At 45.7% G+C, this 12230-nt stretch carries 11 protein-coding genes; 4 read left to right on the top strand and 7 right to left on the bottom strand.

Annotation, left to right across the window (positions count from 1 at the left end; translation table 11 throughout):
- Nucleotides 1-75 precede the first annotated feature (75 nt).
- From I1H34_RS09420 to I1H34_RS09410, 3 genes are all read left to right on the top strand, one after another.
- Complete coding sequence (locus I1H34_RS09420; RefSeq protein ID WP_212665382.1) at nt 76-1095, top strand: YihY/virulence factor BrkB family protein; 1020 nt, start codon at nt 76-78, stop codon at nt 1093-1095.
- A 61-nt stretch (nt 1096-1156) separates the two neighbouring features.
- The gene (locus I1H34_RS09415) at nt 1157-2290 is read left to right on the top strand and encodes a TIGR00341 family protein (protein ID WP_212665381.1); all 1134 of its coding nucleotides are present in this window, start codon (nt 1157-1159) and stop codon (nt 2288-2290) included.
- Nucleotides 2291-2434: 144 nt separating this feature from the next.
- Nucleotides 2435-5176: a CvpA family protein gene (locus I1H34_RS09410; protein ID WP_249370145.1), complete on the top strand. Its 2742-nt coding sequence runs from the start codon at nt 2435-2437 to the stop codon at nt 5174-5176.
- Nucleotides 5177-5181: 5 nt separating this feature from the next.
- Here I1H34_RS09410 and I1H34_RS09405 read toward each other — a convergent pair whose 3' ends face one another.
- The 4 genes from I1H34_RS09405 to I1H34_RS09390 form a co-directional block, all read right to left on the bottom strand.
- The gene (locus I1H34_RS09405) at nt 5182-5682 is read right to left on the bottom strand and encodes a hypothetical protein (protein WP_249369950.1); all 501 of its coding nucleotides are present in this window, start codon (nt 5680-5682) and stop codon (nt 5182-5184) included.
- Between the two features lie 64 nt (nt 5683-5746).
- Nucleotides 5747-6001 carry a hypothetical protein gene (locus I1H34_RS09400; RefSeq protein ID WP_212665379.1) on the bottom strand — a complete coding sequence of 85 codons (255 nt, stop codon included), beginning with the start codon at nt 5999-6001 and terminating at the stop codon, nt 5747-5749.
- A 73-nt stretch (nt 6002-6074) separates the two neighbouring features.
- Nucleotides 6075-6452 (bottom strand): hypothetical protein, encoded by a 378-nt coding sequence (locus I1H34_RS09395; RefSeq protein WP_212665378.1) that lies wholly within the window; start codon nt 6450-6452, stop codon nt 6075-6077.
- A gap of 331 nt (nt 6453-6783) precedes the next feature.
- Nucleotides 6784-7119 carry a hypothetical protein gene (locus tag I1H34_RS09390; protein WP_212665377.1) on the bottom strand — a complete coding sequence of 112 codons (336 nt, stop codon included), beginning with the start codon at nt 7117-7119 and terminating at the stop codon, nt 6784-6786.
- Nucleotides 7120-7519: 400 nt separating this feature from the next.
- On the opposite strand from I1H34_RS09390, the gene I1H34_RS09385 reads away from it, so the two are divergent.
- The gene (locus tag I1H34_RS09385) at nt 7520-8620 is read left to right on the top strand and encodes a site-2 protease family protein (protein ID WP_212665376.1); all 1101 of its coding nucleotides are present in this window, start codon (nt 7520-7522) and stop codon (nt 8618-8620) included.
- A gap of 489 nt (nt 8621-9109) precedes the next feature.
- Here the strand turns inward: I1H34_RS09385 and I1H34_RS09380 are convergent, their stop codons facing one another.
- The 3 genes from I1H34_RS09380 to I1H34_RS09370 all read right to left on the bottom strand — a co-directional run bounded on the left by I1H34_RS09380 (nt 9110) and on the right by I1H34_RS09370 (nt 12172).
- A complete protein-coding gene (locus I1H34_RS09380; RefSeq protein WP_212665375.1) occupies nt 9110-10297 on the bottom strand; it encodes a peptidylprolyl isomerase in 1188 nt (395 codons plus the stop codon).
- A gap of 129 nt (nt 10298-10426) precedes the next feature.
- Nucleotides 10427-10846, bottom strand: coding sequence for a photosystem II complex extrinsic protein PsbU (gene psbU / locus I1H34_RS09375; RefSeq protein ID WP_212665374.1), 420 nt, complete (start codon nt 10844-10846; stop codon nt 10427-10429).
- Between the two features lie 939 nt (nt 10847-11785).
- Complete coding sequence (locus I1H34_RS09370) at nt 11786-12172, bottom strand: VOC family protein (RefSeq protein ID WP_212665373.1); 387 nt, start codon at nt 12170-12172, stop codon at nt 11786-11788.
- Nucleotides 12173-12230 lie beyond the last annotated feature (58 nt).

Raw genomic sequence — 12230 nt, 5'->3', positions numbered from 1 at the left:
CAGGTTCGGCCTATGGCCTAGGTAAAAACAGGTAGTAATCCTCAGTACCAACTTCTATACATCAGGGAATCAAGCATGTCCGTCGATAGCATATTTTGGCTACTCAAGATGACCGGGCTAGAGTGGCAACGGGATAAAGCCTCCAGATTAGCCGCAGCCTTGGCTTACTACACGGCATTTTCACTGGCCCCTGTTTTAGTGATCGTGATTGCGATCGCAAGTTTAGCCTTTGGCCAACGCATGGTCCAAGGAGAAGTGATGGAACAGTTCAACAACTGGCTAGGACCTGATGGGGCTGCCGTCATTCGCGTGATGATTCGGGGAACCCAAATGCAAGGATCAGGAATTAGGGCCACTCTGAGTAGCCTGGCATTACTATTTGTGGGGTCAACGGGATTATTTACCAACCTCAAGGATGCCTTGAATACCATTTGGCGAATTCAGCCCAAACCGGATCGAGGTTGGCAGGGATTTATTCGCGATCGCATCTTGGCATTTGTGATGGTTCTCGGGGTAGGGTTGATCTTGATTCTGACCCTGGGGATAAGCACGGGGCTGACTGCTGTTGGCAATAGCGCTAGTACTTATATCAGTCATTGGGTTTATATCGGGCGGGCGTTAGATGCTGTTTTTTCATTTAGCATCATTACCTTGATCGTGGCCTTAATCTATAAAATCTTGCCAGATGTCAATATTCAATGGAGCGACGTTTGGATTGGGGCATCCCTGACCTCTTTATTGTTTGCTTTAGGCAAATTCTTAATCAGCCTTTATCTGAGTAAAAATAGCCTCAGTTCGACCTACGGAGCCGCAGGGTCTTTGGCTGTCACCCTGTTATGGGTTAATTACTCCGCGCAAATATTCTTTTTTGGTGCCGAGCTGACCCAAGTGTACACCAACCGATTTGGCTCTCAGATTCGTCCAGCACGCTATGCCACAGCCCTGCAAGCCCCAACCGATTGGGTAGAGTCAAGCCGCTCCCAGGCCAAACGGCAGAAGTCTCAATCACCTTCTAAACATGGACCCATCCGCAATTTGTCTCTATGGGGAAAGACGTTCTTTAAAAAACTATTTAATCGAAAGACTCATCGATAGCATCACGGTCGATCGAGTAGAGATATGCTCAAGGTTAAGCCCCCTTAAGGATCTTTGATCCATGACTAAATTCCCATCAAAGCTACGCACCTATTTCTATAAAAGTCGTAGAGGACTAGTCTTAGCAAAAAAAGAAGTCTTTGAATTTTGGAATCAAAATAGCGGTGATTGGAGTTGGGCTGCCGAGAAACCCAGACCCATAGCAGCCGTCAATCGGAGTTTGTGGAAAACCTCCGTACCTTCCCTCAGCTTCTATGCCATGTTGGGATTGTCGAGTGTGATTGCCACCCTTGGACTACTGTCAGGTAGTGCCGCCGTGATCATCGGAGCCATGATCATTGCCCCGTTGATGGGATCTATCCTTGGCATTGCCTATGCCATTGTCGTCGGGAATCGTCGTTTATTAAAGCGATCTGCTCTCACAACCTTCAAGGGGATTTTGCTGTCAATTCTAGCCGCAGTCTTGATCACATTATTGTTTGGCCTCACCCAATCTAATGCAGAGATCCTAGCTCGGGTGAGACCCACACTGATCGATCTAGGGGTAGCGATCGCTGCCGGAGCCGCCGGCGCGTTTGCCATATCTCGCCGTCAAGTCGAAAATGCCCTGTCTGGGGTTGCCATTTCCGTGGCGCTGGTCCCACCTCTCAGCGTCATCGGCATTGGGATTGCTTGGTGGAATCCCCGAGTGGCCTTGGGAGCCAGCGTTCTCTTTGCCACCAATTTGACGGGCATTATTTTTAGTGGGGCTTTAATCTTTCTATGGCAACAGTACGGTTCCATTGAACGGGCAAAAAAGGGGTTAGTGGCAGGTTTTCTGACCCTATTTATACTGGGTATCCCGTTGGGCTGGTCACTGCGCAACATTCTGATTGAGGAGCGGGTACATCGGCAAATTGTTCTCATTCTTAGCCGCCAAACCCTAACCTTTGCAGATACAGAGATTAGAAAAGTGGATGTGCAACCTCAGCTCAATGGCGTCTATGTGGAATTAGAGGTGGCGGCCAAAGCGAATTCTATCTCCCAATACCAAGTCACACTGGTGAGGAACTTATTGACCGAGCAGTTGGGCCAACCCATTCAATTGAAAGTACGGGTGGTCCCCATAGAAATCTTTGAAGAACTATCCAACACGCTTACCCAAGCAACTTTTGCAAGTTCAGTCTCGGCATGTCCCTCAGACGGCATCGGATGATTAACCCTCGTTTACACAATCCCCTGGCATCGCCTGCGTAACTAAAGAACCTTAGAGACAGACATGATGAATAGATTAAATATAGTCTCGCCTATCTCACCCATAGAAACAGTTACTGTACTTTCCAGTGGACGGATCATCATTGTGATCTTGGCAGGACTTCTATTTGGTCTGGCCTTCCAGTTATTACTGGCCAACTTGGGCATTGCCATTGGATTATCTGTCTTTAACCTCCGCCCTAATTCCCAACCCTCAGATAAGTCTTCTGAAGGAACTGGAGAATCTAGCTTTGAGGTGATCGCCATTATCGGTATAGCCGCAGGCTTAGGGATTATGCTCTCCATCGATGGGGTATTGTTTGCCGCCTGTTTTCTGGCTGTCAAGCTCAGTCAGATTACTGACCCCTGGTTAGGTAGCGTGTTAGGGGGATTAATTTGGTCTGTTTACCTGATTTTGCTGACTTGGCTGAGTACATCGGCAGTAGGCACCATCGCTGATGCCGTATTGGGGTATACCCGGACGGGATTGCGGCGGTTGTTTGGGGCGGTGAGTCAGCTATTCACCCCTGAAACATCCGGCTCCAGCCAGCCAGATTCAGCCTCAATCGAAACGGCTAGGCAAGCCTTATTCCAAACCATTGAAGAGATGGATGTGACCCTGATCTTGGAGAATGCCCTAGCAGAGCTAAACCCCAAAAGCCCCTCACAACAAGCACATCTCTCGCAGATGATAGAAGAGGTTATCGCTCAGTCTGAGCGTAACAATGGCATCGATCTCGATCAGATCATCCAGTCGCTGCAGGCGCACATTGAGCTGCCCGAGACTGATCTAAAGCAACTGCGCCACCAGATGCAAGCGCTAGAACAGGATCTAAACGATCGCACCCTGCAACCCGATGCATTGGCTGACTTGAAACACTTCCTGGCAACTGCTGATCCATCCGACCTAAAACCAGAGTCACTAGAGACCAAGCTCGTCCAAATCGAAACGTCTGATTCTTCTCAGCCTTGGAGTGGGCTGAAAAATGTAGACGTCAAAGGACTGTTCCGTACAGCCCTCCGACGGGTCGATTTGTCTGATTGGGATGTTCAGCGAATTTGGCAGTTATTGCAATCTACCCAGGAAAAGATGACAGGGTCTACGCAGCCTGAGCAGCCCGTGAACATCATTCAGCTTGATGTTGAAGACTATCTCTTACATACTCCGGTTTGGAATTTGAAACCAGAGGTGATTGACGTTGACTTTAAACAAGTGATTTATGATCCTGAAGCTGACCCAGTGCTGATTCACCAGCAATTGACGCTCCTCAACCCTAATCAAATGCGGTTGTTTCTCCAGGAACGAAAAGATCTATCCTCTGATCAACAATCTGAAATTGCTGATGCTTTAGATCGAGTCCGACAAAGTGTTTTGGATCAGGTGCAACCCTCTCAAGAACTGAATGACGCCTGTCCAGATACGTTGCATCAACTTCAACAAAAACTGGAATCCTATTGCCGTTATACGTCTATCAGCAAACTGAGCCCAGTAGGCATTGCACAGAAGTTGCCAGACCTCATCGAAGAGATACAGATTCCCGCTACAGTTCTAGCTCAGCAAAGGCCAGAACTAGACATCAAACCCTTACAGGCAATCCTAAAACGACGTAAAGGCTTAAAGCCAAACCAGAGAAAGGCACTATTGGCAGCAATGACTGAGACCTGGCAGCGGCTCCTGCCAGACCCCGAGGTATCTCCCTCTCTGACGCCTTCATTACAGAAGCAGATCGGGGCAATCATTGCAGAACGATTGCAAAAAGCGGAGGCAGAATCTATGACGTTAGAAGACCTAAAGCCTCATCTAGTGGAACTTATGGATCGGCCTGCATCGGGTTTAACGACCCTCAATCAATATCTAGGTCAACTGGATTGGATGGCTTTAGCCCAAGACCTGCGCCAGGAGTATTCCCTCGATCCCCAGCAGCTTGACTCGATCCTGACTGGATTACAGGAAGAGTGGCAGCAACTCGCGAAGGTTCCCCGTCGGTGGGCTAGGCGCACCCAACATACCGCCCAAGATTGGCAAACCCAACTGCAGCGATATCTCAAATATCAAGATCGATCTGCTTTAACGGAGATCGAATCCCTAGAACAAAACTTACGGACTCTTCTGGATGGGATTAAAGATGGGGTTGCAGATTCTAACAGGAAAGAACAATCCTCCGGGACATTGCCCCAGCTTCCCCACCTCCCTAAACAGTCCGATATCGTTGCCATTCTTGAAGACCGAAAGGATTTGACGGTTGCCGAGATTAAGAAAATTGCGGGGCAAGTAACATCAACCTGGAAGACAGTTGACGACGAAGTTCACCCTCTACAGGAGCAAGCGCAATCTTCCCTGAATACTGTTGCGACTAAAGTCCAAGAGATATTGAACTCGATTTCTGATTCAACTCCTGACCCAGAAAAGCTGCAAGAAAAACTGAGTCAATCCTTGCCCAATGTAGAGATAGGGCCATTAGGGGAGAGTCTCCAATCTTGGGTTCAAAAAGCGCCAGTGGCACTGTTAGAAGAATCATCTTGGCAGCAGATTCGCGATCGCATCACCCATACCACCCAAACCACCTACCACAAACTCATCCACACCCGTGACGATCTAGAAGATACGGTCAAACATCAGCTTTCTCAGCAAGCCGATGCCCTCCAGAATCAATTATTAGAGCAGGTCGATCAACTGCAAACCGATCTGCAACAACAAGCCACAGAACTCAAGCGAGAAACACAACGTCAGGCCGATAAAGTGCGTCAGTCAGCTGCCATCGCAGCTTGGTGGCTATTTGCCATTGCCTTAACCTCTGGGATGACTTCAGCCCTATCAGGTTTTTTGGCCATCAGAGGGTTCAAATAAAAGTCCTACTGCTGTAACCAGGCAGAAGGGACACTCTGCCATTGGGCAGGGAGCTGGTCTTGGCGATTCACTGCAACTTGTTTACAGGTCGCCAATAGACGCTGGTCATTTTGGCTCAAGGTATTAATTGGATGCAGAGAAGATAAATCGATATTAACAGTCGCTTGCTCCGTCTGCATTGCCGCTAGCATAACGCCAGACAACGCTTCTGACTTGGAGTTGAAGTTACCAATAAAGCACCGGAACTCAGAACGAGGATAATAGGAAGCGCCTACTACCGTATCTCCAAACTGCTCGAACACCACATAGCCTTGTTGCAGTTGATTAGGTTGCTTGACTTGCCCATACAAATAAGACTCATCGCTAGTTTCGACCATAGGCTGATTGGGCTGAACTGATTGACTAGGAAGAGCTTGAGCACTTGCCATGCTCACTCCTAAGCTTAGAGCGATGAAGGTTTTGGTTAGGGTATAGCGCTGGAAATTCATCAGAGGGAAAAATTGCATGATTTGAGAAGGACGGATTTATCGGTACTTTTTAGAGATCGTTTGCATCAAAGAGTGACCGTGACTACAAGCTAGAAAGGCTCTCTGGGGCAATCTCTATCCCAGGTAGGACCATGACCTTCTGCTGATCTGCGATCAAATCACGCAATTCATCAATTTCTACACCAATACTTTGGCAGGCGTCTTGTACAGCTGCTATAAATTCTTCAGTCTTCTCGGGGTAACCGCATCGTTGAGCTGCAAGTTTAGCCCCTTTCTTTGCATTGGCTTTGGCACAGTTAATGAGTTCAATGCCTGTTAACGGTGATGAAGCTGCCATATATTTTCTCCTAGAGGACGACAATGCTCCCAGCGGGATAGCTTGGGAAACTTTAAATGATTGAAGGGGGTGACTATGCAGCCGCTCTTAAGCTAGCTCCAGTCATGATTTCCACTTCTGACTTAGATAAGTAAGACCAAGGCTGTTCAGAAGTATCCAACGTCATTCCTTCTCGCTTGTTTTGAATGGGTATTTTGCGATATTCACCCAGTAAATTTAACGGTTCAGGGGTTTGTATTAACCAACAGGTCCGATCTGGATCAATTTGATAGTCTTGCGTTACACCTGCTGCGATCACTTCCAATTTTTTAATGGGTAAGGTTTCATCTACCTGATCAGAGTTTTTGATGATGACCACATCAAAATCGGGCCTGCGACAAATCGTCAAGGTACAAGATGATATCCGCTGATCTATCCCCATAAATGGATAGGTTATTTGTTCAAAAAACATGAAAATTTCTATCTCTAATTCAATCATCAGTTGCTTATGATCACGAGTTAATTTGAGGAATGACAAGTGCAGTCGTGGGTAGCTCCTGAAGCACGGGTGAAATTTCAATAGCAACCTCTCGGTGCTTAAAAATGTATTCACTACAATCTGCCAGATCATCTAAACCTATCCAGGTCAATCCAATTTCTGAAACAACCCAAACGATGATTGAGATCAATAATCTCTTCCACCGAATATGGGTCATTGCCATCGAATATTGGATTCCTAGTTGCACCTGGATTTAACTCCATTCATACTGTTGCCCTTTAAGACTAAGCGTTTTACTTATGCTCTACATCAGGCCCGAGAGGGAGTTGATGGAGAAGATATCTCTATCTAAAGACTTAGAAACAAATGAGCGGTGGGCAAGAAAAATGGTGAGTGATTGCGATCTGGATCGTTGAATGAGTATCGACTCAGTAGTGAGATCGCGAAGAGAGGACCGCTCCTTGGCAATGGCAATTCTCAATGAAAAAATGGCTCTGAAGCATTGATATCTATGCCATTTAGGGCTTTTGATGATAACTGCGATCGCAAGTCGTATTACTATCCCACCGAAGATAGGGGCAAGAACATCGTAAAGGTGCTGCCTTGACCAGGTTGCGATCTCACCAACAATCCTCCCCATGAGCTTGAATCACTGGCTAGCATAAATGTGAAGTCCTAGACCATGACCGGAGGGATTCTGTTTGGCTTGTTGGAATCACTCAAAGTTCTATGCTTGCTCAACTTCTAAAATACCGACGTCTGTATATTGAATCGCGATCCAAAAGGCAAATCGACTTTTCTACAACCTGCTCACTCCATTCATTGCTCCAGCAATTTTGGCAAACCATCATTGAGAGCTTTGAGATTAGACAGGGATAGACAGCACCTGATCGTCCAACGCCATGGGACAACCGAACTCTCTAGGGCGGTTAGTACGGAAAGGTCATCATTTACATTTCGTTACAATTATCAGTACGGAGCAATTCCTACCGTTGACCTTTCGATGGGTGTTGCTCATCAATGCAATTAGGAGTTTTTTCATGAACAGTAACTTTAGACTAGGTAGCCTCTTTGGCATCCCTTTCTATCTCAATGCATCATGGTTTCTGGTGTTAGCGTTTTTTTCTTGGACCTATGGCAATGGTCTAGCTGCTCAGTTTCCAGAGTTAATCGGGATTGGACCCTGGCTTCTAGGGTTAGGAACAGCACTTCTGCTGTTTAGTTCGGTACTCGCCCATGAACTCGGTCATAGCCTGGTGGCGATGCGGCAAGGGATTGAGGTTAAGTCCATTTCACTCTTTCTGTTTGGAGGACTAGCCAGTCTTGAGGAAGAATCTAAAACACCTGCAGGGGCGTTTGCCATTGCCATCGCCGGTCCTGCCGTCAGCGTTCTCCTTTGGGCGATACTCTCCTATGGGGGCATGATGCTGCCTAGCGGCCCGATTGCTGCCATCGTTGGGTTTCTCGCCACGATTAACCTATTCCTTGCTTTGTTCAATATGATTCCAGGTCTTCCTCTAGATGGTGGCAATGTCCTGAAAGCAGCGGTGTGGAAGTTTACGGGCAATCGTTATCGAGGCATCAGAATCGCAGCTCGCGCTGGACAGGTTGTGGGGGGTGTTGCGATCGCATCCGGTATCCTGAGTCTCAGTGTCTGGAATGCACTGATTGGTTGGTTCTTGTACCAAAATGCAGGGCGAGCGTTCCAATCTTCTAAGCTTCAGGAAGAGCTGAGTCGATACACTGCAGCAGATGTGGTGACCGAAGGTGAGTTTGTTATTGAACTCAATGATTCCCTCCGACAGCTTGCCAATCAGGCTATCCCTTATCAGGGTAAGGTTTCTAAGTTTCTCGTCGTCGATGAGCAAGGACAGCTCGTGGGGTCCGTCAACTTAGAAGATCTGAATACTGTTCCCACTATGCAATGGCCCCAAGTGTCAGTCCAAGAAATCTTACAGCCGACAGTACTCCCTCCAGTCGTGCAGTCCAATCAATCACTGCTCGATATTGTGGCTCTTCTGGACAAGGAGAAACTACAAACCATAGCGGTGGTTAACGAAAGTGGGGCGCTGATGGGTTTGCTAGAAAAAGTAGCCATCCGTCGTCATCTTCAGCAAGGTATGGCTGCAGCATCAGCTTGAACGCTCTCCTCCGCTATTTGCCCGGTACGGTTACTGAAAAATTACAACCCTTCGCTAGTCATATAGCCCAGCCACAGTTCCCCAGCCAGCTCTTTCGTAGACCTGCCTGGGGATTGCCCTTAGCTAGTATTTAGCACTTGGCATTCTAATATCCGCTCAAGCCATTTCTAAGTAGATTTGCAACTTTGGTATAGCTTGAATCCTTTATGCACAGGGACGACAGGCTATACGCCAAATATCAAAATAGGTTCCCGTCGTCTCACAAGAACAAGATGAAGCTGAATAGGCGAGTATGGTGATCACTATTGAAACCAAAACAATCCAGAAAACGACGATACTCACAACAGTAAAAACGGAAGAGTAACTATTATCACCGCTATAAATGATTGAAAAGTTTGATTGTTGATTATTCATGATTAAAGTTATTGATTATGGATAACGAATAAATTTTGATGTAATCAATTCAGGTCTTGGCAATGGCAAAAGGGATTAAGCCAAGGACATAGGGGTGTTTTGCACTAGAATCCAATCCAGATAACGTAAAGTGAAACCATTGGGTGGAGAAATATCAACGACCCTAGCGGAACGCAGATGATCGCCATGTTGTAATTGAGCCAATACGTCTTGACCAGCAACCACATAGCCAAAAACGGCATATTGACCATCCAGCAGATTTAATCCTGCAGGAGTCAAATCGGGCTCAAATAAGTGAAAGAAAAATTGAGATGACCCACCGTTCGGGTCACCAGCAGGATGGCCCATAGCAACCGTCCCATAAGCAGAAAAAGGAAGCACAGGATCAGACAGCCCTAATTCTTCTAAAGTAGACCCATAGACTGGTTCAGAAACTCCCTTGACCATGACCTCCAAAGGAATAGAGCGATACTGACTGGTCTCCGGATCCACAAATCCAGCTTGTGGTCCTTCTGGATTTCCAGCTTGCACCACATAAGCCTCATCTTCACGGGTAAACGTTAGATCGTCATAGAACTCTCGCTGGACGAGATCCAGAAAGTTACCTGCAGTAATGGGGGCGTTATAGCCATCCACCATCATGGTGATGGGTCCCTTGCTAGTGTCGAGAACCACGACGGCTCGGCCGTTTAACTGGGGTAGAGTTTGATAGTCATTCGGTATGTTGACAGGAAATTGTGACTCCATAGAAGCTGCCAGTAAATCTATCGAATTCCAGGCTTGTGTACGTTTAGCCACAAATTGTTCTTTATTTTGTTGGTCAGACAGGATCTTTAGATCCGCTAGAGCTGCGTTAATTTGATTCATGCGGACCAAAGCCTGGGGCCGAAAGGGAGTAGGAATCGCGGCAAGAAAATCGGATGCGTCTTGATTAAAGGTTTTAATCGCCTTTGTGACCTTATTCTCAATCTCAAACCATTGTTTGGGTTGTAATCGAGCTTCTGGATCATCAAGCTGTTGAGGCATCTCTTCTAAGTATTGATGAAGGGTTTGAATGGCCTCGTTATCCACAGGTAAAGCCAGCCTCAGAATACTCATGGGATTCGTTGTTGCATTTCCGGTCGGTAAAGCCGCCCAACAAAATTCTGAAGTATGATTCAGCCAGCCTAAAGAAAGAACGGTCCCAATCAAAATGATGCCGATTACAAGTCTCGTCAGTTGATGGCAGATGACTTGCCAACCTTGCCTAGAAAATACTTGCATGGTGGATTGCCTCCACTATTGGAAACAAACGGGCAATAAAGGCTTACCCGTGCTCAACCGTTTCAAGCGTTACTTTCAGGGATGAATGCACGGATGGAACTCCCCTAAATCCCATCCGTACATTCACACTTAGGAGCGACGAACAGGATAATAAGCTCCTGGGTTATAACGATCTTGGCCGCCGACTAAAGCTGGATCTGGGGCCGTAATCGTAAAGTCACCGAGGTGCTGCTGCAGCATTTTCTTTTGAGTATCCGTTAAGCCATCAATATTTAAAACTTCTTCGACACTACTGTAGGGAGCGTTCTGAACCACTTTACCGGCGATGGTAGGGTAAAGCCCCTTATATTGGCTAAAAGCAATGACGTTGGTATTATTCAAGTCAATTTTTTGACCAAAATCTGTTTCCAGTTTGGCATCAACGGGATTTCGGTAAGTCGTAGCTAAATTAATATCCAATGCACTGGCAGGTTGTAGCCAACCCGTCAAACTCAAACAACTGGCTAAAACTAAAGCCAATACAGAAAAACGGCGAATGAATAGTCGCATATGAATAAATTCCTTCCTATTAAACAGATGTAAACGAGCGAGCAAAACTGAACAACTCAAAATCTAGATGTTCGGAAATATGAGCATTTAAACTGTCTTGGTACTGAATAAGATCAGTAGAAGGTCTGCAAGACTATAGATGAAGCAAGATTTTCACTAACTTCGAATAGTCTAGGATGGAATATTTTTTCGTGATAATTAACCGAAAAATATTCAGATATGAATAGGGAATATTGCATAGAAATACAACATTCCCAAACGCTTACTTAAGGAAAGCAAACTATGTTCAGCACTTCCTGATTGCTATAGGGGGATATAACAATGGCAGGCAGAAATCCTATGAGTAATTATGATTGGCCTAGACTATCAGGTTTAAATCCCAAAGCTTGCACTAAAATGGCTGCTGGATTTTGGGAGAATCCTTAATGGAGAAACAAAGCCATTTCCTCAAATAGAATAAGCAATTGCCCATGAGATCTATTCTCTAGAGGATAGGGCCTATTAACCTAGATAGAGCCAAGGTTTGACTATAGTTGTTTTCTCTTAAGTGCTGTAAAAAGGGGAATCTATAAACTTTTTAAGAATACTACCAAAGGCATGGCTATTATTTTTCATAAATTATCAAAATTAAAAACTGAAAATAGTTTTCACTCATATAAAAATTTACATACTAGAATCAGCAAACTACTTGCCATATCGTTATTTGGGGTCAATCCTAGTCTGGAAAGCTTAATTTATTCTGACTAGGTATTATTAGTGAAGAATCTACTGCGTCTTCAATCCCTAACCCTTAGATCAGGAAATTTAATCTGACGATACTGAGTCTGGAGTTCTATATGAACTTCCTAAGCCGCTGCCAACAATCCCGATCCGTGGGGTTAATAAAGTGATGAGTGATTTAAGCTTTGCCATGGATGGACGATTAGCTTATTTCAACGATTAATGAATCTCCTCACGCACCTGAAAAATATTCCCTTCTGGATCACAAGCATTACAAACATGAAAAGCTGGGCTACTCCATTGCTCAGTGAAGACTTCACCCCCTAACTCTGCTGCGGCTTGCCTTGCATCAGAAAGACTGGAAACCGTAAAGAAAAACTTGAGTGCTGTTTGTTCTCGTGGTTCTGGAGGAGAAGAAATAGTGATGCCCTTCGCAATATGCTGAGGTATGGCATGAATAATCAGCTGAATATCAGAAGACTGCAAAACAACATATTCATCTGACTGATGGACAGCAGATATTTTTAAGACCGTTTCATAGAAATTCGCCAGGCACTTGAGATATTTGGCATATACAAACAGACCGGCTTTTGATGGACCTGGCATACAAAATCCTCCAACTACAAATGGATCAATCCGATGAGATACCAACCTTCAGCAATTA

Origin of the sequence: Acaryochloris marina S15 (genome assembly GCF_018336915.1) — a bacterium.
Classification (GTDB): Bacteria; Cyanobacteriota; Cyanobacteriia; order Thermosynechococcales; family Thermosynechococcaceae; genus Acaryochloris; species Acaryochloris marina_A.
The sequence above is the reverse complement of the archived record's forward strand: the minus strand, read 5'-3'. Positions and strand labels throughout refer to the sequence as shown.

Excerpts from the sequence above, each read along its gene's own strand:
- I1H34_RS09385 (WP_212665376.1), top strand. The coding sequence starts at position 7,520 with ATGAACAGTAACTTTAGACTAGGTAGCCTCTTTGGCATCCCTTTCTAT.
- I1H34_RS09400 (WP_212665379.1), bottom strand. The coding sequence starts at position 6,001 with ATGGCAGCTTCATCACCGTTAACAGGCATTGAACTCATTAACTGTGCC.
- I1H34_RS09405 (WP_249369950.1), bottom strand. The coding sequence starts at position 5,682 with ATGCAATTTTTCCCTCTGATGAATTTCCAGCGCTATACCCTAACCAAA.
- I1H34_RS09395 (WP_212665378.1), bottom strand. The coding sequence starts at position 6,452 with ATGTTTTTTGAACAAATAACCTATCCATTTATGGGGATAGATCAGCGG.
- I1H34_RS09370 (WP_212665373.1), bottom strand. The coding sequence starts at position 12,172 with ATGCCAGGTCCATCAAAAGCCGGTCTGTTTGTATATGCCAAATATCTC.
- I1H34_RS09380 (WP_212665375.1), bottom strand. The coding sequence starts at position 10,297 with ATGCAAGTATTTTCTAGGCAAGGTTGGCAAGTCATCTGCCATCAACTG.
- psbU (WP_212665374.1), bottom strand. The coding sequence starts at position 10,846 with ATGCGACTATTCATTCGCCGTTTTTCTGTATTGGCTTTAGTTTTAGCC.
- I1H34_RS09390 (WP_212665377.1), bottom strand. The coding sequence starts at position 7,119 with ATGGGGAGGATTGTTGGTGAGATCGCAACCTGGTCAAGGCAGCACCTT.
- I1H34_RS09415 (WP_212665381.1), top strand. The coding sequence starts at position 1,157 with ATGACTAAATTCCCATCAAAGCTACGCACCTATTTCTATAAAAGTCGT.
- I1H34_RS09420 (WP_212665382.1), top strand. The coding sequence starts at position 76 with ATGTCCGTCGATAGCATATTTTGGCTACTCAAGATGACCGGGCTAGAG.